This is a genomic window from Pseudoduganella plicata (assembly GCF_004421005.1).
Taxonomy (GTDB): Bacteria; Pseudomonadota; Gammaproteobacteria; order Burkholderiales; family Burkholderiaceae_D; genus Rugamonas; species Rugamonas plicata.
Genome location: NZ_CP038026.1, coordinates 231,841 through 253,872 on the forward strand (window position 1 = coordinate 231,841; position 22,032 = coordinate 253,872).

A 22,032-nucleotide genomic window follows, 5' to 3' on the forward strand; every position below is an offset into this window, starting at 1 on the left:
GATTTACCCCTGCGGCCGGGGGCCGAGCGTCGTCAGGTCCTGGCCCAGTCCCAGCCGCGCCAGCAGGGCGCGCGCATCGAACGGCGCGTGCACCTTGATGTCGTTGTCGAAGTAGCAGAAGATGTCGCGGCTGGCGCGCTTGGGCGCGGCGACCGACGAGATCAGCTTCGCGTCGACCGGCTGGCCGCCCTTGCTCCAGGCGGCGATTTTCGCACTCCAGCGATCCAGCGCTTCGTCCGTGTAGCCGCTGGCGTACAGTTCTTTCTCGCCGTGCAGCCGCAGGTACATGAAGTCCGCCGTCACGTCCTCGTAGTCGGGCCACTTGCCGGCCGTGTCGGCCACGACGAGCGCCACCTTGTACTTGCGCAGCAGCGTGACGAAGCGTTTGTCGTTGAAGCTTTCGTGACGGATTTCCATGGCGTGGCGTACCTTGCGCTTCGCGTCGATCTCCAGCGCCGCGCGGCCATTCATGCGCGGCTCGTGCCGGCGCGCCATCTCCAGCGCGGCCTCGGTATCGTGCGGCAGCAGGCTGAGAAAGTGTTCGACCAGCGCCGCGTCGAACTGGAAGTTGGGCGGGAACTGCCACAGGAAGGGGCCGAGTTTTTCGCGCAGGTTCAACACGCCCGAAGCGAATACATTGGCCAGCGGCTTTTCCGGCTCGCGCAGGCGCTTCGTATGCGTGATGAAGCGGTTGCCCTTGTGGCTGAAAACGAAGCCCTCGGGCGTGGCGTCGTACCATTCCTGGTAGCTTTTGGGCCGCTGCAGCGAGTAAAAGGAGCCGTTGATTTCAATGGTGGGCAGGGCGCGCGACGCATATTCCAGTTCGCGTGCCTGGGCCAGGTCGTCGGGATAGAACACGCCGCGCCACGGTTCGTAGCGCCAGCCGGAGATGCCGATGCGGATGTCGGAAGCCATGGCGCTAGTATAGGCAAGCCCGGCCGTAGTAGGCGCACGGCAGGCCGGAAAAAGCCGTGTGACGGGCACCTGGCAGGTGGCCGTCCCATGAAGATTACAACCCGTGCGTCACACGCGCAAGCTGCTGCGGCGCTCCTCCACACCCTCCGGCAACGCCTGCCGTTGCACGGTCACGGTGCGGGCGTAGCGCTGCAACGCGTCCTCCAGCGACGGCAGCAGTGCACCCCGTCCGGTGCCCAGCAGCGCGGGCGACTGGTGATTCGGCTCGCGCACTTCGCGCAGGCCACCGGCGTCGATGTCGAGCAGCGCGGCCGTCCGGCTGACCAGCGCGGCAGCGTCCATCGTGCCCTTGCTGGTCAGGTGCCAGATGCCCCGTTCGCCGTCGATGGCCAGGTCGAGGCAGACGTTGACCAGGTCGGGCAGGTACGTCAGGGTCAGCGGCCGCTCGCCGTCCAGCGCCACTGTGCGGCCTTCGGCCAGGTCGTTCAGGCTGCGCGCCAGCAGGTGCTCTTCGTCCCATGGACTGAAGAAGCCGCTGCTGCGCACGATCAGCGCACCCGGGTGGGCCAGCAGCACGCGCTGCTCCGCCTGCACCTTGTGGCGGCCGAACGACGTGCGTGGCGAGACCGGGTCGCTTTCGCTGTAGGCCCGTTCCAGCTGGCCGTCGAACACTTCGGCGCTGGAGAACATCAGGTATTGTATGTCGTGCTTGAGCGCCGCCAGTGCCAGCACCGTGGCGCCCAGGCAGTTCTCGCGATAGCATTGTTCGAGTTCCGTGTCGCCGTCCTCGGCACCGCCCACGCGCGGCGGCGAGCCGGCGGCGTTGACGATGGCCCACGGCCGGTATTTTCGGATCGCCGCTTCCACGGCAGCCGGATCGGTGACGTCCATCTCGGCGCGGCTCGTCACGCGGCACGGAATATTGCGCGCTTCGCACAGCCGCGCGAACACGGTGCCCAGCGCGCCGCTGGCGCCGGCGATCAGGATCGGCTGCACCTGGCCCCGCACCTTGTCCTTGGCCTGCTGCCGTTCGGCCAGCGAGGCGGGAATGCTGCTGGTGGCGACAGGCGGGCAGAGGAAACGGCCTGGCCGGTGCCACCAGCCGGCACCTTGCAGCACGGGATGCGGCAGTGGGCCGCCGGTTGCCAGCGCGCGCATCATTTTCGCGAGCGCGGTGGGGCGGGGTTCGGGGCCGCGCACGTCGAACGGGCCCGGTTCGTAGTAGCCGTTGCAGGCAGTGACGAGGCAGTTCCAGTCGTACGAGCCAAGCAGCGCCCAGACGGTGACGGCACGCACGTCGGCGCCGCTGGCGCGCGCCGCCTGAGCGGCCTTCCATACTTCCAGCAGCCAGCGAAGCTGGTCTTCGCGATTGGCGTCGATGTGCGCCTCGGTGATGGCGACGGGCAGGCGATAGCGCTCCCATACTTCCATCAGCAACGGCTCGATGCCGGGGGTCGGGTTGGCAAGCACACGGGCCGTTTCGATATCGGCGTGGGGGATGCCGCGGTAGGTGTGCACACGGTTGTCCGGGTAGCGCTCGACCCTGTGATCGAGCCAGCGCTCGCTGGTGATGTAGTAATTGACGCCGATGACGTCCGGCGGGCACGGGTTATCGCGGAACCACATCAGCTCCTCGGGGCTGGCGCCGGAGTCGAGCAGGTAGTTCCACAGGGCGTGCATTGGTTCGACCTTGCCGCACAACAGATCCCAGGAGAGCCAGCGGCGCTCATTGAAGAATTCGACGATCTCGCCCATCTCCGGCGTGCCGTAGGTGCGACTCAGGTCGTCGGTCTGTACCAGCTTCGCCTCCGGATTGACGGCGCGGATGGCACGCATCGACAGCACCACGGCGCGGCACTGGTTGATCAGCGCGCGCACGAACGTGCTTTCGTCGGAGCCGTGCGGATACCATACGCCGGCCAGGCCCGAGAAGCGCGCCGTCGTCAAGGGTTCATTGACCGGCGTGTAATACGTCAGCCACGGATAGCGCTGCGCCACGGCGCCGGCATAGGCGGCCAGCTTCTCGGGGAAGTCGGTGGCGATGAGACTAGTGTGCGCGGGGCCGCTGCCATGGTGGATCAGGCCGGCGATGGGTTCCACGCCCAGTTCGCGCAGTCGCGGCAGGCGTGCGTCCGCCCAGCTCCAGTCGGCATCCTCGATGGCATCGGGCGCGGTGCACTCCCACAGGACCGGATAGCGGATGGCGGTGATGCCCAGTGAGGCAAAGCGGTCGATGTCTTCCAGGCGGTCCCGGTGGCCGTTGCGGTCCATCTGGCTGAAATAGGTGTCAGTCACCCGGTTGATCGTGCATTCGAGACCGCCCCACAGTTCCAGCGCGGTGTTGATGGTCTCGGATACCTCGGTACGGTTCTGTTCTGTCATGCCTGCACTCCTGTAATGATCGCGGTTCAAGCTTAGCGGCCCGACCCGCTGTTCCGTATAGGTCTGGACCTACATGGGTGTCGGACAAGCCGCCGTTGTCATGGCAGGTATGTCCTATCGGGTGACGGCACGCGTGGCTGCCACCGGCACGCGAGGCGCATCGTTACTGGCTTTGCGGGCCGAAAGGGCCAGCCGCATACGCCGGCGGCGGTCGCCCAGGACGCGCTGGAGTTCGGCCACGGCGATGCCGCTGGCATCCTGGATGCGCAACAGCAGCGAGCCGCTGACGGGCAGTACGCGCTGGCGCAGATGGGCCAACAGGGGCGGGGCGATCTGCAGCGCTTTCGCCAGCGCCTTGTCGCTGTGCAGTTGCAGGCGCTGGCGTACCGTGTCGAACAGGCGCGCCGGATCGTACGAGGATTGGTCGATATCGGTCATCTGCGAGGGATGGATGGTTGCAGTCATCTTAATAGCCTGTCCTTGTATTGAAGGGCAGAAGTTTGCCACCTGATGAGTTAGACCGGTGTAGGACGATGTCCAATGTGCCGGTCGGACCTTGCCGGGCTGAGCTCGGTTCGTGACTGGTGGCGGGGCACGGCGGCCAGCGCATTGCCGGCGCGCGACTGTACGAAGGCATACGGGCGGGCGTTCACCGGCACCTCTTGATTGCGCGGCCGGGCCGGTGGGCGCATCGACACCGCGCCGTGCCGGCATGCAGCGGCCGCCGCGGTGCGGCAGCGTTATCGCCTCTACCCGCAATCCCGGTTATCCGCCCGACTCACCCAGCCGGCCTTCGAGCATCGACTGCAGACGTGTACTGCGCCAACTCTGCTTTCGTCTCCTCGACCTGGCCACCGGACAGCCTGGCAAGCCAGGGAGCGAACAGCGCTTTGCCGGCGATGAATGCCTGCGCGTCCATTTCTCCCTCCGTCGCTACTACGGGGGTATGACAAATGTCGAGTCAGGAAGTTCCTTGTGACCGGGGCACAGCGCCTCTTCAATCAATGTCGCCTTGACTTCCCTTCTGCTGCTTATGACGCTCCTTCAACGTTGTCCATGGGGCCATCCTGGCAGCGTTCGGTTCGCCGCGGCGCCCGATACTGTCGGGTTGTGCCGACATTGTCCAACGGTTCGATAGACGGAGAGCAACTGTCATGTCATAATACGAATGATTCGCATTATGACTCGCATCTCGATCGTGTCGATGCGGCATATTTCCCGACGGCCGGGCCCAATTCCCGCGAAGCGTCGGTGCCAGCCATGGGCCGTACCAGCGCATGCCAGCCACAACCAGAATGGATACAGAATGACCAACCCGTATATCAAGACCGTGAAACACCCGGCTGCGCTGGCACTCGCCGCGCTGGCGATGCCGCTGGCGCTGCATGCGCAGACCACCGACGAAAAGCTGCCGGAAGTGCGCGTCGAAGGACGCGCCACCAGCGATTTCCAGGTGCGCAGCTCCGCTTCCGACAAGTTCACCGCGCCGCTGCTGGATACGCCCAAGTCCGTGACCGTGGTGCCGGCCGCCGTGATCGCGCAGTCGGGCGCCACGTCGCTGACGGACGCATTGCGCACGGTTCCCGGCATCACCATCGGTGCAGGCGAGGGCGGCAATCCGGTGGGCGATAACCTCTTCATCCGCGGCTACAACGCCCAGACCGACACCTACGTCGATGGCATCCGCGACACAGGTTCCGCCTCGCGCGAGATCTTCGCGCTGGAGCAGGTGGAAGTGGTCAAGGGTCCGAACTCGGCATATGGCGGCCGTTCGTCGGCGGGCGGCGGCGTCAACCTGGTCAGCAAGACTGCCAAGGCGGAAAACTTCAATAACGCGACGGTCGGTCTCGGCAGCGCCAAATACCGTCGCGTGACGGCCGACCTGAACCGCACGATCGGCGACAACGCGGCCGTACGCCTGAACGTAATGGGCCACGACGCGCACGTCGCCGGGCGCAACGAAATCAACGGCGACCGCTGGGGCATCGCGCCGACCGTGACGTTCGGCCTGACGGGCCCGACCAAGGTGGCGCTGAGCTACTACCACATGGAGTCGAGCGAGCTCCCGGACACGGGCATTCCGTTCAACAACCCGTTCAGCACGGGCCCGAACGTGGCGAAAAACGGCAATGGCACGCCCATCGACGTGGCCCGCGACACGTTCTACGGTCTGGTCAACCGCGATTTCCGCGACACGCAGACCGACATCGGCACCGTCGACGTCAAGCATGATTTCGGCAACGGCCTGACGTTCCGAAACGTCATGCGCTACGGGCGCAACACCAACGATTACGTGTGGACGCAGCCGGATGACTCGAAGGGCAACGTCCTGCTGTACGGCACCGTCTGGCGCCGCGCCAACACCCGCGTGACGGAGACGGAATCGCTGGCCAACACGTCCAGCCTGACCGGCACGCGCGAGTTCGGCGGCATCAAGCATTCGTTCACGGCCGGCCTGGAGTTCGGCCGCGAAGAGACGGACCGCAGCAGTTACATCTTCACGCCGGGCACGAATAACCCGCTGACGAAAACGTTCACGTGCCCTACCTCCGGCATCGAGACGCTGTACAACTGCGCCCCGCTGGTCAATCCGAACGCCAACGACCCTTGGGAGTACACCCGTTCCGTGTCGCCGGCGCGCACCAACGTGCAGACCAACACGCGTTCTGCCTACCTCTTCGACACGCTGGAATTCTCGCCGCAGTGGCTGCTGAACCTGGGCGTGCGCTGGGACGATTTCCGCTCCGTACTGGACGTGCCGCAGTACACACTGGGCGGCGCCACGCCGACGCCGGCGCAGCATGCGGAAGTGAACAGCACGTTCGCGAACTACCAGGCCGGCCTGGTCTACAAGCCGTCCGTCAACAGCAGCGTCTACGTGTCGTACGGCACGTCGTCCACGCCGCCGGGCAATGACGGCGGCGACGGCTCCGACGGCCTGACGACGGTCATCCGCAACCTGAAACCGCAGGACAGCAAGAACTTCGAGCTGGGCACCAAGTGGGAAGTACTGGCACGCCGCCTGTCGGTCAGCGCCGCGCTGTTCAAGAGCGAAATGAACAACGCCCGCGTGACAGCACCGGACGGCACCACGCAGAACGTCGGCAAGAAGTCCGTCAAGGGCGTCGAGCTGGGCGTGTCGGGCAATATCACGCCAAACTGGCTGGTCTTCGGCGGCTACACGTGGCTGGACGGTCGCCTGGACGACAACGGCTACGTCAACACGGCCGCCAGCGGCGCGCCGGCGCAATGGGAACCGTCGCCATACAACGGCAACGTCTTCCCGACCACGCCGAAGAACAGCGCTTCGCTGTGGACGGCCTACACGGTGCTGCCGGGCGTTACCGTCGGCGGCGGCGTGAACTACGTGTCGAAGGTCTACGCCAACATCAACAACACGAAATACGCGCCGGGCTACACGCGCTTCGACGCGATGGCCAGCTACGAGGTGAACAAGAACGTCACCCTGCAGCTGAACGTGCAGAACCTGACGGACAAGCTGTACTTCGACAAGGTCAGCTCGCCGCACTACGCCGGCGTGGCCCCGGGCCGCAGCGCCATGCTGACGGCTTCTTTCAAGTTCTGATGTGAACCGTTACAAGCTGTGAGTTGACGCCGCCTTCGGGCGGCGTTTTTTTTGCCCTGCTGCCGGGGCCGGCACCTTTCGGGGAGAACGGCCTTGAAGAGCCAGCCCTGCCGAGTGCCCCCATCAGCCGCGTTCGGACACCCCAACGGCATGCATTCCGACAAAACGCCGGCTCGCATGCCGATGCAGCTCCCATCCGCAAAGGAGTCCAATGGATGTGGAGACCAGACATGGAAAACGAAACGTTGACGGGCGCGGAGCCCCATTACACGCTTGGGCTGCGGCAGGTCGAGATCGACGCAGTGCTGGACGCGTGCGACCTTGTGGGCCGCGTGCTCCAGGCCGCCCCGGAAAATAATGCGCGCGCAGCGGCGCGGCTGTTGGCCGAGGCCTCGCGGACGGAACACCGCGATGCGCCGCTGACGCGCTCCATCCTGGTCCAGGTGGCACGCGCGCTGCAACGGCGCGCGCTGCAGTAGGCCCGCCTGCATAACATCATATGGTGTGAACAAGGGGAGGTAGCGATGGACTACGAAGCGAACGACGGCCTGCAACAAGGTGGACAGGACGAACAGGGCGGGGAGTACAGCCCCGGCCGGCTGCTGGATACGCTGGCGGCCAAACTGAATGCACGCAACGATGCGGCGCTGGCACGGGCGATCGAAGTCGCCCCTGCCATTGTCAGCAAGATCCGGCACGGCCGGCTGCCGGTGGGGGCGTCGATCCTGCTGCGCATGCACGAGGCGTCCGGTATCGGCATCCGCGAACTGCGCGATCTGATGGGCGACCGGCGCGGGCGTCACCGAATGAGCCCGACCGAGTTCCGTCCGGGCGGCCAGCCCCCGGCGCCGCAGGCGCATCAACCGCGCCAGGCTTCGGGTACGTCCAACGAAGGCTGACGGGCAGCGCCCCGCAAGACCGCCCCGCGCCCACGGCGCCGGGCGGCTTTCGCGCGTCCGGCGCCGGCGTCCGCTGCGCCGGCTGCGATCAGCCGCCGCAGCCCGCGTGGCGGTCCTGCTGCGCCGGCGGCATCCGATGCTGCCCCGCCGTCGACACGTACAGAGGCAGCCGCACGGTAAAGGCGGCGCCCCGGCCCGGGCCGGCGCTTTCGGCGCCGATGGCGCCGCCCTGCAGTTCCACCAGCTGACGCGCGATCGACAGGCCCAGGCCCAGCCCGCCGTGCTGCCGCGTTGTCGACGTGTCGCTCTGGCGGAAGCGGTCGAACACGTGCGGCAGGAAGTCCGGATCGATGCCTACGCCCGTGTCGGCCACGCGGATAGCCACGCCCTCGGCGGTGCGACTCAGGGTAACGACGACATGCCCGCCTGGCGGCGTGAACTTGATCGCGTTGGCCAGCACATTGCCCATGACCTGCTGCATCCTGGCCGAGTCGGCCCAGACGGGGCCCGCGCTGCGGTCCAGCTGTGTCGTCAGTTCGACCCTGCCGGCCAGCGCGACAGGGCGGATGGCTTCCACGGCCGCAGCCACGAACTCGCCCGGCCACGCCCGGCCCGCCATCACCTGCACTTCGCCGGCGGCAATGGCACTCATGTCCAGCAGTTCATCGATCATGCGGGCCTGGGCCCGCGCATTGCGCTCGATGGCAGCCAGGCCGCGCTGCAGCGCGATGGCCTCTTTCGGGCTTTGCTGCTGCAGCAACTGCGACCAGCCCAGCACGGAATTGAGCGGCGTACGCAGCTCGTGCGACAGCGTCGACAGGAACTGGTCCTTCTGTTCGTTCAGGATGGACAGCGCCATGCGTGCTTCGTGTTCGTTGACGTATTGCGTGCGCCGCTCTTCGGCTGTGGCGATGGACGCGGCCAGAATGTGGGTGCGGGCCTCCAGCCGGGCGTCATAGACGGAGACGATCAGAGCGATCGTGAGGATGCCGGCCGTTGCCAGCGTGACGAACATGGCCAGCGTCGTATAGTCGACGCCCGAGCTGGCCGCGCGGCATACGCTGCCGATCGGGAAGTGCGCGGCGGCCATGCCCGTGTAGTGCATGCCGGCGATGGCCAAGCCCATGACGACGGCGGCCGCGCCCTGGATCAGGCTGGCCTTCGGCGTATGCTGGCGCAGCCGGTAGGCGATCCACAATGCGCCCGCCGCCGCCGCGATGGCGATCAGCACGGAAGCGCTGAACGCCACCGGTTCGTATTCGATACCGGGCTCGAAGCGCATTGCCGCCATGCCCGTATAGTGCATGCCGTTGATACCCAGGCCGAGGAGCAACGCGCTGGCGGCCAGCCGGCCGCCGTCCACGGTACGGTGCCGCAGCTGCCACAGCGCCAGGCCCGATACGCCGATGGGCAGAAGCAGCGACAGCAGCGTGATGCCCACGTCATACCCGAGCGGGATCTGCAGCCGGAACGCGAGCATGCCGATGAAGTGCATGGCCCAGATGCCGGTGCCCATGGCGACGGCCCCGCCGGCCGTCCACATCATCGCCGCGGTGCCATGCGTGCTGCGAACGCGGTCGGCCAGACTCAGGCTGGTGTAGGACGCAAAAATGGCGACGAAGATGGAGACAACGACAAGTATGGGATCGTAATAACCGTTGTACATGATCTACTCTGGACATCGAAACAGGCAGGATCCACTATACCGGACTGTACCGTGGGAAGGCGCAATTTGGCGAACCGAGTTCACAAAAATGCGCAATTGCAACACCAATTAAACCGCAGGCAAGGCCCGACCGCGCCAGTGCAGCACTGTCGCCACCATCGATTCTTCTTCGACGGGCTTGGCGATGAAATCGTTCATGCCCGCCTCGGTGCACGCGGCCCGTTCGCCTTCCGTCACGCCGGCCGTCATGGCGATGATGGGCACCGCCAGGCCCAGCGTATCGCGCACAATGCGCGCCGCCTGCAGGCCGTCCAGTTCCGGCATCTGCACGTCCATCAGCACAACGGCATAGCGCCCAGGGTCGCGCCGCAGCGCATCGACGGCGGCGCGGCCATTGTCCGCGACCGTCACCTCCGCGCCAGCATAGCGCAGCATCGTCACGGCGACCGTCTGGTTGATCGGGTTGTCCTCGGCCAGCAGCACGTGCATGCCGGCCATCGGTGTCGGCACCGCTGCCATGGTATCGGCCGGTGCCGTATGGCCGCTCAGCTGGGCGATCGCGGCGTGCAACGTGGCGCGGGTAGCCGGCGCATGCACCAGTGCGTATGCGAACGCCTGGGCGGCACCCAGCGGCGTTGCGGCAAAGCCGGCACTGATCTGGATCACCGCGAAGCCGGCGGGCAGCCGCGCCTTGCGCGGCGTCAGCAGGGCCAGTGGCGTGGTGCCCTGGCTGCCGGGGCCGACGAGCGCGAGGCGGTGCGGCAGCGGGCCGGTGCCGCCAAGCGTGACCCTGGCCTGGTCGAAATCGTTGACGGGGTGCAGGCGCCAGCCCCAGCGTGCCGTCGCGTTGGCAAGCACGGCAGCCACTTCCTCGCCGGATTCGAACAGCAGCACGTCGATGTCGACCCATGGCGGCGCCAGGCGGTAGCGGTCGGTCGCATCGGGAACGGGCGCCACCGGCACCGTCAGGACGAACGTGCTGCCGTGTCCCGGCGCGCTCGTCACGTCGATGCGGCCATCCATGCGCTCGGCCAGCCCGCGCGCGATGGTCAGGCCCAGGCCGGTGCCGCCGAAGCGCCGGCTCGTCGAGGCATCGGCCTGCACGAACGGCGAGAACAGGCGTTGTTGCTGCGCCGGGTCCATGCCGATGCCCGTGTCGCTCACCTCCACCCGCAGCAGCAAGCGGCCGTCCGCTGCCAGGCCACCGGCACGGAATGCGCAGTTCACGCTGCCCCGCTCCGTGAACTTGAGCGCGTTGCCGATCAGGTTCGTCAGAATCTGTTCCAGCCGCAGCGGATCGACGACCACCTCGTCCGGCAGCGCCGGATCGACGTCCACGACCAGCCGCAGCCGGCCGCCGCCGCTGACGGCCATCAGCGCAGCCGCCGTCTGCGCCACCGCCTCAAGCGGCGTGGGCACGGGACTGAGCTCGATCCGGCCCGCTTCGATCCGCGAAAAATCCAGCACGTCGTTCAGCACCGCCAGCAACGTCTGGCCGGAGCTGCGGATCATGTTGACAAAATTGAGCTGCTCGTTGTCCAGGCGCGTGCGGCTCAGCAAGGTCGCCAGTCCCAGCACGGCATTCATCGGCGTGCGCAGTTCATGGCTCATGTTGGCGACAAAGCTGGACTTGGCCTGGCTGGCGCTTTCGGCGTGCTCCTTGGCGCGCCGCATCTGTTCGCCGGCGGCCTCCGCCTCCGTCACGTCGCGTACGATGAACGCGTAGCCGGTGGGAGTGCCGTCCGCGTCCGGCCGTACGGCCGATAGCTGCATTTCGCCCAGGAACGTGCTGCCATCCTTGCGCACGAACGTGCGCAGGCCTGCGCTGGTACCCGTGCTGGCGGCATGCGCCAGCGCGACGGCGCCGCCGCCGGCGTCGTGCCAGACGGGCAGCGGCCGGCCCGCCGTTTCCTCGTCGCTGTAGCCGAACAGGTTGGCCGCGCCTTCGTTCCATGCTTCCACGTTGCCGGCGCCGTCCAGGAAGATGATGGCGTGGCTGCGCACGCTGGCGGTAAACAGACGCAGGCGCGCCTCGGAGCGCTCCACGGCGCGGCCCTGTTCCTGCACCTCCTGCGTCATGTCGCGCGCCAGGCGCAGCGCGCGTTGGCGGGTCGTCGCCAGGCTCTTGATCACCTCGAATACCAGCACGCTGATCAGCGTGCCCAGGGCCAGGATGATCAGGCTGTTGTGGCGGTCGATCGCCGTTTCGAACGCTTCCGTCGCCGTCAGCTCGATCGTCCAGTAGCGGCCCGTCTCGTCGATGGCCACCGCTTGCGACAGGGCCAGCGGATGGGCATAGCGGCCGGCGCGCGGCCTGTCCGCGTCGTTGCGGAAGATTTCGCGGCCCGGTACCTTGGGTCCGTCCCAGATGCGCAGTGTAAACGGCGCGTCGCGGCTGATCATGCTGGCGACCATGTCGCCGAGCCGGAACGGACTGAAGACGAAGCCGCGCAGCGCGGCCATGCGCTGTGCCGGCGTCGCATGGGGGGCGCCACGGGCGTACACGGGTTCGTACATCAGGAAGCCCAGCTGCCTGGCGTTGCCGATCTCCTGCACCAGGACCACCGTGCCAGTGCTGCCGATGCGCTCCAGCCGCGCCGCCGCCGCCATCGTGGCGCGCCGGTTCGGCTCCGAATACATATTGAAACCCATTGCCCGGTCGTTGCGCACGCCGTGCGGCTCGATAAAGGTAATGACGGCGCAATGCGCGTTGCCGATGGACGGCCAGATGCGAAAGGCCGGCCAGTGATCCTGCTGCGCCTGTTCGAATGCCGCCGCGTCTCCGGCCGCCACCCAGCTGGCGAAGCCCAGTCCCTGTATGCCGGGAAAGGCCGTCTCGATATCGAAGCTGCTGGCAAAGCTGTGCCATTCGGCGGCGGTGACGTTGTCCGAGGCGTCGAACAACGCCTTGCCGGCCCGCAGCAGCCGGCGGTAATTGGTCAGGCGGTAATCGATCTGGCGCCATGCCGCATCGGCCACGGCCTCGAACTGATCGTGGATGCGCCGTTCGGTGGTGCGTGCCGCCGCGTGCCACGCACCGACCGTCACCGTCAGGCACAGCGCCAGCATCAGCACGGGCCAGCGGCTGCGGGCCGGCGCAACGGCCGGCGTGCGGTGCCCCGCGCTGGTATTGGTCAGCACCATCCCGGTAACGGCAACGATGGCGAGATACAGGTCCATGCCCAGCAGCGAATGCAGCTGGCTGCGCGTGACGAACGGACTGGCGCCGCCCAGCGTCGTCAGCACGGCGCCGGCGGCGACGATGGCGACTGCCGTCGTCGTGACGCCGGCCCCCAGGCGCACGGCAGCCCACATCACGGGTGCCAGCAGCAGGAAGGCGGAGGCGAACTGCAGGCTGTCCTCCTGCCAGTCGAGGTGGAACACGGTCGCAGCCAGCGCGGCGGTCACGGCCAGCACGGCGGCTGTCTCGGCGGCGTGCCGGCGCAGCCGGCGCCGCTCGGCGGGATCGGCCCAGGCGCAGATCAGCGGTGTCACCACCAGCATTGCCGTGACGCTGCCCAGCCACCACACCAGCGCCGCGGCACCCCGTTCGGCAACAGGCAGCGCGCCGCTGGACGTCAGCGCCAGCGTTCCCACCGCCGCGTCCAGCGCCGCGCAGATGGCGGCGGTCGCCAGGTAGCCGTGCACCACCGCCCCGCTGTCGCGCGCGACGGTCACGTGCAGGGCGCTGATGACGCGCTGGGCCAGCAGCAGTACGGCGACATTGCTGGTTCCGATCAGCACCGCGACCCCGGCGCGCGCGCCGTTCAGGCCATCCTCGGCGCCCATCAGGTACAGGTTGAACAGCACGTTGGCCAGCCAGACAGCCGGGGCCACCGCGCGACCCTGGATCAGCAGCGCGGCCAGCGCCACACCGGCCGGCAGCCACATCGGGCTGCCATTGGCGCGGGGAATGGCGAGCGCCAGGCACAGCGCGGCCGCCCCGAGGCAGGCGGCCAGGCAGAGCAGGTTGGCCCCGACGGTGGCGGCGGGGGCAGGGCGGCTTCGGGTAAGCATGGGACGCGTCGGTTCCAGTTCTGTCGATGGAAACATCATGCCCGAGTCGGCCGGAACGCGACGCCATCGTGCGGATGCGTCGAACCGGTAATGTTTACTTGCATAATTACCGGAAGTATCTCCGCGTAGGCGGGCGCTGACAGCGCGGCAAGGGGTGCGCTCATGGCGCAGCGGGAGAGCAGCCCAGATACTCGGTTGCCAACACTGGAAGTGCTTAGAGGCGTACAAAGGAGAAACATTGACTCGACCTGCCAAGCGCGGTCCGCTGCTCATCGTCGGCGGCACCGAAGCACCCTGCGAAGGGTCGGACATACTGGGCCGCTTCGTCGAGCTGGCGGGCGGCCCGGACGCGCCGATCGCCGTCCTGACCGCCGCCAGCACGATCCCGCAACAGGTCTGGCGCGACTACCGTGCCGGTTTCGAGAAGGCCGGCGCACGGCACTGTGTCCATGTCCGGGTCGACGACCGCGCGAACGCGGCGGACGAGACGACCGTGGCGGCCGTGGGCGCGGCCCGCGGCATCTTCATTTCCGGCGGAGATCAGAAGCGGCTGATGGCCCATGTCGGCGGCACCCCGCTGCACGAGGCACTGCGGACGGCGGTGCTGGAGCGGGGCGCCTGCCTGGCCGGCACCAGCGCCGGCGCGTCGGCCCTGGGCGTGCACATGGTCACCGACGGCCGCGCCGAATTCAGCCCGGAAAAGGGCGCCGTCGGCATGGCCGCGGGACTTGGCGTGGTTCCCCACTGCGTGCTGGACCAGCATTTTTCGCAGCGTCACCGCATCAACCGGCTGCTGACGCTCGTCGCGGCCGACCCCGGGCTGACGGGAATCGGCATCGACGAAGACACGGGCCTGCTGCTGGCGCCCGACGGGGCCGTGGAAGTCATCGGCGCCGGCGCCGTGACGATCGTGGACGGCCGCCACATGCAGTCGAACCTGGCCGAAATCGACGAGGGCGGCATGCCGACCATGCTGGACGTGCGCGTGCACGTGCTGCAGTCCGGCACCACCTACGAGACGCTGCCCCCGGTGCTGATGCCTGTTCTGCAACCCATCTTCCCGCGTTAGAAGGCGCTGCAGCAGCAGGCCGGGATCCCGGTACCGGCAGGGAGCGTCGTGCCCAGGGGCCGATGGGGTCATCACCGGCACCTGCCGACCGGTCTCGGCGTGCCTGTCCCGGATTCGTTCTAGCCCTGCCGCTCGCCGCACTCGGTACAGAATTTCGTCCCCGGTTCCAGGCTCGTCGAACAGCTGCGGCACTGGATCTGCTGCGCCATCTTGAAGCCGCACTCGGGGCAGAACTTGGCGCCGTGCGTCTCGGCGCGGCAGTGCGGACAGACCAGCTGCATCTCCTGGCGCACGTCGTGGCGCACGCCACGCGAGCGGCCCTCATCGTGCGCGACCTCGGAAGCGCTCTGCACCTCGCCCTGGGCGCGCGAGCGCGTGATCGCCACCCTGACGTTCGGCGCGCAGTTGAAGCACAGGCCCCGTTCCGAGTCGAAGCAGGTACCGCAGACGTAATCGTGGCACGCACTGCAGCGGTTGAAGTGCTGCTTGCCTTCCGCGATGGCGTCCTTGAATGCCCCGTCGCGGGCCGAGTGCCAGCCGGCCTCGGCCAGCCCGTTCAGCACCGAGCTGGCATTGCCCAGCAGGCCGACGAAGATGCCGCCCCCCTTCGACAGCCAGCCCGATGCCTGCGCACTGCGGTAAGGCTTGAACGTGGTGCGCCAGCGGTCGCTGCAGCGCTCGCAGTAAAACTCGAACTGGAAGCCCGCATCGACGCCGGAAGAATTGCTCAGGTCGGTGTAGTTATTGGAAAACTTGTAGGCAGAATCGTCCGACATGTGGCGAGCCCCGGGTCAGAATGTAAAGCGCCCGATTATAGCGAAATGACAACGACATGTGGTTGCCATACGGTTGCGTGTAGTACATTTGCAGCATGTTCTTTTCCTGGGGAGCATGCGATGATCCTGCGCTTTTCCGTATTCGGCACGCCCATCGGCGTTGAGCGGCGCAACGGCGTCTGGCTGGCGTGGCACCCTGGCACCGATGGCAAGCGACGGCCGTGCGAGTTCATCATCCCGGCTGACGTCGAGGAAGCCGAACTGGTCCAGTACCTGGGCGACCTGTTCCATGAAGACGCACGATCCGGCCACGACGACGTCGTCGCACGCTGATCCGCCTTCAATAACGTTGCAAAAAGCACACAGCGCGGCTGGCAAATGCCGCCTTTGCGCGTCAATCCCGTGCTCAACGGCTCAACCCGATGAGTGATTGCCCCTTCCGCGTCCCGGCACAAACGTCCCGTCCTAAGATCGGATCGCTCAGGAGACGAGCATCCCTATCGAGAAGGATGAGGCATGAAAAACAGCAAACAAGCATGGGTGAAACAGGCGCTGCCGGCAGCGGTCGCGCTGGCGCTGGCGGGCGTGGCGGCGGCACAGGACGGGGCGGCGGCGAAGGCGAACGATCCCAGCGTTGTCGTCGTGACGGGCTTCCGCGCCAGCCTGAACAGCGCTCTGAACACGAAAAGGAATTCGGACGGCATCGTCGACGTCATCAAGGCCGAAGACATCGCGAAGTTCCCCGACGCGAACCTGGCCGAGTCGCTGCAGCGCGTGCCCGGCGTGGCGCTGGCGCGCGGCGACGGCGGCGAGGGCAAGCAGATCACCGTGCGCGGCCTGAACGCCGGCTTTACGCGCGTGCGCATCAACGGCATCGAGGGCGTCGCGGCCACGGGTTCGTCCGACATCAACGGCAGTACCAACCGCTCGCGCGGCTTCGACTTTTCCGTCTTCGCCTCCGAATTGTTCAACAGCCTGGAAGTGCGCAAGACCTCCCAGGCGGACGTGGAGGAGGGCTCGCTGGGCGCAACCGTCGACCTGCGCACGGCGCGCCCGTTCGACTTCAAGGGCCGCACTTTCAGCCTGGGCGCGCAGGAGTTCCACAACACGCTGACGGACAAGACGCAGCCGCGCATGACGGCGCTGCTGTCGGACCGGTGGGAAACGGCCTACGGCAAATTCGGCGCGCTGATCTCCGGCGCTTACGCCAGACGGCGCGCGACGGAAGAGGGCTACGAAGGCGCCGAACTGCTGTCGGCCAGCGCCGACGGCGGCTTCTGCTCGCCGCTGGGTGCAAGCGTGCAGAACCCCGCCAGCAATGCCGTCAAAGGGATCGATGCCGCCAGCTGCGGCTTCGGCGTACCGCGCAGCGGCACGGGCGCGGCCTGGAGCGACGTGATGGGGCGCCTCGACACCTATGGCGGCACCATCGCTGCGCCAGCGGGCGGCTCGGGCGCCTACCACCCGCGCATCCCGCGTTACCGCCGCTCGCAGACCGATTACGAGCGCACCGGGATCACGAGCGCGTTCCAGTGGCGCCCCAGCCCCGCGACGGACGTCAACCTGGATCTCATGTATGGCAAGTTCTCCAACAAGCGCTACGACAACTACATCTCCGCCATCTCCTTCGGCCGTACGCTGGCGCAGGCCAACGGCAAGCCGCAGACGTCCATCGTCGACGCCCACTTCGACGAGAACGGCAGCTGGGACTACGGCAAATTCAATGGCGTCGACATCCGCACCGAAGGGCTGATGGACGTCTATACGACGAACTTCAGACAGCACGTGCTCTCGGGCGGCCACAAGTTCAGCGACCGCCTGAAGGTGAACTTCCTGCACGGGACGTCCGATTCCGAGCTCGATGAGCCGATGCGCGCCACCGTGCAACTGGACGCGCCAAACGTGAACGGCTTCGAGTTCGACTTCCGCAACAACCGCAACGTGCCGCGGCTGAACTTCGGCATCGACGTGGCCAATCCGGACAACTTCACGTTCGCGCCGCAGGAAGCCGACGGCACCCTGCACGGCCAGTTCGTCGGCCGCTACCTGAACACGCGCAACAAGCTCAAGACCACGGAACTCAATGGCAGCTGGGAAGTGAACGATCGCCTGACGGTAAAGGCGGGCGCATCGCGGCGCACCAACACGTGGGACAACCACGAGATCGGCTCGGGCGGCAACGGCCTGCCGCTGCCAGCCGGTGTCACGCTGGCCAGCCTGACGCGCCAGATTGGCGGCTTCGGCTCGGGGCTTGGCGGCGCCGGCGTGCCCTCGTCGTGGGCCGCCGTGGACCTGGACAAGCTGCGCGCCGTCTACGACATCGAATGTCACTGTTCCGCCGTGCCGGGCTCCGAGTACAACGTCCTAGGACAATCGACCCGCCGGGTGGAGGAGAAGATCGACGCGCTGTTCGGCATGGTCGACTTCAACTACGACCTGGCCGGCATCGTGTGGCGCGGCAATGTGGGCGTGCGCGGCGCCGAGACGGAAGCGACGTCGATGGCGCTGATCAATGCGGCCGGCGCCATGGTGCCGAACGTCGTCACGAAAAAATATCGCGACTGGCTCCCCGCGCTGAACCTGACGGCGCAGCTGCCGCGCGACGTGTTCCTGCGCTTCTCGGCCGGCAAGACGCTGTCGCGGCCCGAGTACGTGGACCTGGCGCCATCGGCCACCGTGGCCCCGTTCGCCCAGACGGTCACGATCGGCAATGCGGAGCTGGACCCGATCCGGGCGAAGACGTATGACCTGCAGGCCGAGTGGTACTACGACAGGAACGCGATGGTGTCCGTGGGCGTGTTCCGCAAGGAGATCGACTCGTTCATCCAGACCGTCTCGGAGCGCGCCGTGTATTCGTCGCTGGGCCTGCCCGATGCGCTGCTGCTCAGTGGCGGCTGCTCGCTGACGGGCACGCCGGGATGCCCGACGCTGCCGTCGACCAACGTCGTCGTCAGCCGCAAGGTCAATACGCCAGGCGGGCCGCTGAACGGGCTGGAATTGAACCTGCAGGCGCCGTTCAATTTCCTGCCGGGGAAATGGAGCAACTTCGGCCTGCTGGCGAACTACACCTACGTCAAGTCGAAGATCACCTACATCACGCGCGTGGACAACCCGACGACAGCAGCGAACGAGCAGCTGACGGTGACGGACAACTTCACGGGCCTGTCGCCGCGCGCGGCCAACCTCACCTTGTATTACGAGGATCCGAAGTTCAGCGCGCGCGTGTCCGCAGCGCACCGCTCCAGCTATCTGCTGGCCGTGCTGGGCGACGTGCTGGGGCACGACAACACGACGGTCGACGCCTCGACCAACGTCGACTTTTCGCTGTCGTACAACCTGAGCCCGCAACTGCGCGTCAGCTTCGAGGGCCAGAACGTGACGGACGAGCCGCTGCGCTAAGGGCGCGACACGGGGCGCAACGACACGCTGCTGTACGTGCATTCGGGACGTTCGTTCGTGCTGGGGCTGAACTACAAGTTCTGACGCCGTCCCGACCTGGGCTTTGCCGGGGACCGGCACCCGATATGCCAGTCCCCGGGCATTGCCACTAACGGTTGGTTTTACGGCCCACCCGGTGCTATACTCCCCAGCGATACAACCCCGACACCGGCAATGCACGTCACCACCGAACAATCCACCGCCAAAGCCCGCCAGCTGCCACGCGCCTTCCGCGCGCTGGTCTGGCTGTGCATGGCCGTGTTTACGGTCGGTGTGCTGCTGTCGTCGCTGCACCATCACGACCTGGCCGACGTCAAGACCGATTGCGTCAGCTGCCACGTTGCCGGCAACCTGCTGGCCGATCTGCCGCCCGTCAATCCTGTGCTGATGGCGGTCCTGCTGGCCGTGGCCTACGTGCTGGCCCGGCTGCCCGTTTACTGCTTTACTCCTGCTCCAAGTTATCTCATTCCGGCGCGCCAGGCGCCACCCGCCGTCTTCCCTCAATTTCGCTGATCTGCGCCGCCACGCGCGGCCTGCCTGCGCCTGATGCCGCGTCGCTGAGCATCGCCTTTGCGCGCTGGCCGGAACTGGCTCGTCCCTTTCAACGTCACCATCACGCCCCGGCGCGCGCACGCACGTTCTCCTGTCGAGAGGCGGCGCAACGCGCATGCCAACCAGAATAAAGCATCATGAGATTCAATCCGCCCGTTACTGTTGCCAGTGCATTGCTGGCAGCCCCCACCGCGCCCGCATGGGCCGGGGATGCATCGGTCGATGTCGTCGAAGTCGTCGACCGGCGTGCCGCCGGCGCCTGCCACGCCAATGAAGCCGCCGGGGCAAAGACCGATCTGCCGCTGCGCGAGCTGCGGCAGGCCGTGCGCGTCATGTCGCGCCAGAACACTTTCGGCGGCAGGCTGTCGCTCGACATCGACAGCGCTTTCAACCGCACTTTCTACACCAGTTCCTGCCAGTCCAACCGGGTGGCGCCCGGCGCGCGCCGAAGCGCCGTGCCGGGACTGCAGGCCAAATTCTAAAAGGAGCAAATCATGACAAATATACTTGATACCGGCGTCAATACCAGCGCGCTCGAAGTGAGCGACGTTACCGTGCGCTATAAAAGCGCTGCCGTGCTGCAGGGCCTGTCCCTGCGGGTGCGGCGCGGCGAAATCTACGCGCTGCTGGGCGGGAACGGTGCAGGCAAATCGACCACCATCAATGCATTGCTCGGCTTCGTCCCGTTGGCGTCGGGCCGTGTGCGGGTGTGCGGCATCGATGTCGCCGCCGACGTGCTGGCGGCACGCGCCGCGCTGGCCTACGTGCCGGAAAACGTGGCACTGTACGAACACCTGTCGGCGCTGGAAAACCTCGAGTACTTCCTGCGCCTGGCCGGCAACGGCGGCGCGCCGGATCGCGCCGCCATCGAGGCGGCGCTGACGACGGTTGGCCTGGCGTCCGAGGCGTGGCCGCGCCGGCTGGCCGGCTATTCCAAGGGCATGCGCCAGAAAGTGGCCATCGCGCTGGCGCTGGCGCGCGCCGTGCCGGTGCTGCTGCTGGACGAGCCGACGACGGGCCTGGACCCGCAGGCCACCAGCGAATTCAACCGCATGCTGCAGGATCTGCGCTCGCAGGGCGTAACCGTGTTCATGGTCACGCACGACCTGCTGGGCGCGGCCGAAGTGGCGGACCGCATCGGCTTCCTGGACGCGGGACGCATTGTCCAGGAGCTGGCCGCCGACGGTCCGGGGCGCTTCGACGTGAAAGCGCTGTATGCGCGCTACGCCGGCACGCGGAGGGCGGCATGAGCGCGACGTTTCAGCCGGCGCTGCGCCAACGCGGCGATTTTCTGCGGGTGGCCTGGGCCGTCTGCCGCGAGGAGTGGCGCGCCCTGCGGCGCAGCGCCGTCGCCGTCACGGCCGGCACGCTGCTGCTGGTGCTGACGGTAGCGGCCACGCTGGTCAGCTGGGAGAGCATGCGCGCCGTCGAGGCGGAGCGCGCCCATCTGCAGCACGAAGCGGACGAGCAATGGAACTCCCAGCCGGACCGGCATCCGCACCGCGTGGTCCACTACGGCCACTATATCTTTCGTCCGCTCAGCCCCCTGGCGTTCTTCGACTTCGGCGTCGACCCGTACACGGGCCACACGCTGTTCCTGGAAGGGCACCGCCAGAACAGCGCCAACTTCAGCGATGCGGGCCAGTCGTCCGTACTGCTGCGCTTCGGCCAGCTGACGCCGGCGTTTGTGGTGCAGACGTTGACGCCGCTCGTCATCGTCTTCCTGGCGTTCGGCAGCGTGGCCAGGGAACGGGAGCGCGGGCAGGTGCGCCTGCTGATTGCGCAGGGCCTGCCGGGCAGCGCGCTGCTGGCGGGGAAGCTGGCCAGCCATGCCGCCGTCGCGCTGCTGCTGGTCGCTCCCGCGCTGGCGGCGCTGGCGCTGATCGGCATTGCCGACCCGTCGGTGCGGCCGCACGCGGCGTGGATGGCGGGCGGTTATGTCGTCTACGTCGTCGTCTGGGCGCTCGCCGCCGTGCTGGTGTCGGCCGCGACGCCGCGCGCCCGCGATGCGCTGCTGGTGCTGGTCGGCGCCTGGATCGTCACGGTGATCCTGCTGCCGCGCGTGATGCCGGACGTGGCGACGGCGCAGGTGCCGCGGCCCACGCGCATCGAGACCGAGGTGGCGATCCACAAGGAGCTGGCGGCCTTCGGCGACAGCCATAACCCGGACGATCCGCACTACAAGGAGTTTCGCCGCAAGGTGCTGGCCAAATATGGCGTCAGCCGCATCGAGGATCTGCCGGTCAACTACGGTGGCCTGGTGATCGAGGAGGGCGAGCGGCTCACGAGCGCACTGTTCGTGCGCCATATGCACGAGGAGTTTGAACGCCAGCAGGAGCAGGCGGCCATTGTCGCGGCCGCGCAGTTTGTCAGCCCCGTGCTGGCGCTGCGCCGCTTGTCGAACGCGCTGGCCGGGACCGACCGCGCCAGCCACGAGCGCTTCCTGCTGGAGGGCGAAGCCTACCGCTACCGCATGGTGCAGGCGCTCAATGCCCTGCATGTCAACGAAGTGCGCTACCAGAACGACCGCGACCAGCGCATCAGCAAGTCGTTCTTCCAGCGCCTGCCGCGTTTCGTCCATGAGCCGGTCGGCCTGCCGACGGTCGTCGAACAGCACGTGCGGCCTGCGCTGGCCGTGTTCGCCCTGTGGCTGGCGCTGCTGGCCGGCGGTGCGTGGTGGCTGGCGCGCCGGCTGGAGCAGGGCGCGTCCGCTCGATAACGAAAGAGGAATC

The 22,032-nt window shown here is 67.2% G+C and carries 17 protein-coding genes; 10 read left to right on the forward strand and 7 right to left on the reverse strand.

Translation table 11 applies throughout. The features are described from left to right. Positions 1 to 3: 3 nt before the first annotated feature. The 4 genes from E1742_RS00995 to E1742_RS26015 form a co-directional block, all read right to left on the reverse strand. Positions 4 to 915, reverse strand: a complete 912-nt coding sequence (locus tag E1742_RS00995) for a DUF72 domain-containing protein (protein ID WP_134382922.1) — start codon at positions 913 to 915, stop codon at positions 4 to 6. A 108-nt stretch (positions 916 to 1,023) separates the two neighbouring features. Beyond that, entirely contained in the window at positions 1,024 to 3,297 is a 2,274-nt protein-coding gene (locus E1742_RS01000; RefSeq protein WP_229466410.1) for a sugar nucleotide-binding protein, read from the reverse strand. A gap of 114 nt (positions 3,298 to 3,411) precedes the next feature. Then, positions 3,412 to 3,762 carry a hypothetical protein gene (locus E1742_RS01005; RefSeq protein WP_134382924.1) on the reverse strand — a complete coding sequence of 117 codons (351 nt, stop codon included), beginning with the start codon at positions 3,760 to 3,762 and terminating at the stop codon, positions 3,412 to 3,414. Between the two features lie 313 nt (positions 3,763 to 4,075). Next, on the reverse strand, positions 4,076 to 4,216 hold the full coding sequence (locus E1742_RS26015; protein WP_166793375.1) for a hypothetical protein: 141 nt from the start codon (positions 4,214 to 4,216) through the stop codon (positions 4,076 to 4,078). Positions 4,217 to 4,603: 387 nt separating this feature from the next. On the opposite strand from E1742_RS26015, the gene E1742_RS01010 reads away from it, so the two are divergent. From E1742_RS01010 to E1742_RS01020, 3 genes are all read left to right on the forward strand, one after another. Further along, on the forward strand, positions 4,604 to 6,883 hold the full coding sequence (locus E1742_RS01010; protein ID WP_134382926.1) for a TonB-dependent receptor: 2,280 nt from the start codon (positions 4,604 to 4,606) through the stop codon (positions 6,881 to 6,883). Between the two features lie 230 nt (positions 6,884 to 7,113). Continuing rightward, positions 7,114 to 7,362: a hypothetical protein gene (locus tag E1742_RS01015; protein WP_134382928.1), complete on the forward strand. Its 249-nt coding sequence runs from the start codon at positions 7,114 to 7,116 to the stop codon at positions 7,360 to 7,362. Positions 7,363 to 7,407: 45 nt separating this feature from the next. After that, positions 7,408 to 7,782, forward strand: coding sequence for a helix-turn-helix domain-containing protein (locus tag E1742_RS01020; RefSeq protein WP_229466411.1), 375 nt, complete (start codon positions 7,408 to 7,410; stop codon positions 7,780 to 7,782). Between the two features lie 88 nt (positions 7,783 to 7,870). Here the strand turns inward: E1742_RS01020 and E1742_RS01025 are convergent, their stop codons facing one another. Both E1742_RS01025 and E1742_RS01030 read right to left on the reverse strand, forming a co-directional pair. Continuing rightward, positions 7,871 to 9,448: an MHYT domain-containing protein gene (locus tag E1742_RS01025; protein ID WP_134382930.1), complete on the reverse strand. Its 1,578-nt coding sequence runs from the start codon at positions 9,446 to 9,448 to the stop codon at positions 7,871 to 7,873. A gap of 108 nt (positions 9,449 to 9,556) precedes the next feature. After that, positions 9,557 to 13,465, reverse strand: a complete 3,909-nt coding sequence (locus E1742_RS01030) for a CHASE domain-containing protein (protein ID WP_166793376.1) — start codon at positions 13,463 to 13,465, stop codon at positions 9,557 to 9,559. A gap of 238 nt (positions 13,466 to 13,703) precedes the next feature. Here E1742_RS01030 and E1742_RS01035 point away from each other — a divergent pair, with 238 nt between their 5' ends. Continuing rightward, positions 13,704 to 14,534: a cyanophycinase gene (locus tag E1742_RS01035; protein ID WP_166793377.1), complete on the forward strand. Its 831-nt coding sequence runs from the start codon at positions 13,704 to 13,706 to the stop codon at positions 14,532 to 14,534. Positions 14,535 to 14,653: 119 nt separating this feature from the next. On the opposite strand, the gene E1742_RS01040 is transcribed toward E1742_RS01035, so the two are convergent. Next, on the reverse strand, positions 14,654 to 15,310 hold the full coding sequence (locus E1742_RS01040; RefSeq protein WP_134382936.1) for a zinc ribbon domain-containing protein: 657 nt from the start codon (positions 15,308 to 15,310) through the stop codon (positions 14,654 to 14,656). Between the two features lie 120 nt (positions 15,311 to 15,430). On the opposite strand from E1742_RS01040, the gene E1742_RS01045 reads away from it, so the two are divergent. From E1742_RS01045 to E1742_RS01070, 6 genes are all read left to right on the forward strand, one after another. Beyond that, a complete protein-coding gene (locus E1742_RS01045; protein WP_134382938.1) occupies positions 15,431 to 15,643 on the forward strand; it encodes a DUF7661 family protein in 213 nt (70 codons plus the stop codon). A gap of 183 nt (positions 15,644 to 15,826) precedes the next feature. Next, positions 15,827 to 18,709, forward strand: a complete 2,883-nt coding sequence (locus E1742_RS01050; RefSeq protein WP_134382940.1) for a TonB-dependent receptor — start codon at positions 15,827 to 15,829, stop codon at positions 18,707 to 18,709. A gap of 213 nt (positions 18,710 to 18,922) precedes the next feature. Further along, positions 18,923 to 19,261 carry a hypothetical protein gene (locus tag E1742_RS01055; RefSeq protein ID WP_229466412.1) on the forward strand — a complete coding sequence of 113 codons (339 nt, stop codon included), beginning with the start codon at positions 18,923 to 18,925 and terminating at the stop codon, positions 19,259 to 19,261. A gap of 176 nt (positions 19,262 to 19,437) precedes the next feature. Beyond that, the gene (locus E1742_RS01060) at positions 19,438 to 19,782 is read left to right on the forward strand and encodes a hypothetical protein (RefSeq protein WP_134382942.1); all 345 of its coding nucleotides are present in this window, start codon (positions 19,438 to 19,440) and stop codon (positions 19,780 to 19,782) included. 12 nt (positions 19,783 to 19,794) lie between these two features. After that, positions 19,795 to 20,550: an ABC transporter ATP-binding protein gene (locus E1742_RS01065; RefSeq protein WP_134382944.1), complete on the forward strand. Its 756-nt coding sequence runs from the start codon at positions 19,795 to 19,797 to the stop codon at positions 20,548 to 20,550. After that, the gene (locus tag E1742_RS01070; RefSeq protein ID WP_134382946.1) at positions 20,547 to 22,019 is read left to right on the forward strand and encodes a DUF3526 domain-containing protein; all 1,473 of its coding nucleotides are present in this window, start codon (positions 20,547 to 20,549) and stop codon (positions 22,017 to 22,019) included. The genes E1742_RS01065 and E1742_RS01070 overlap by 4 nt, the downstream gene beginning before the upstream one ends. The last annotated feature ends 13 nt before the right edge of the window (positions 22,020 to 22,032 follow it).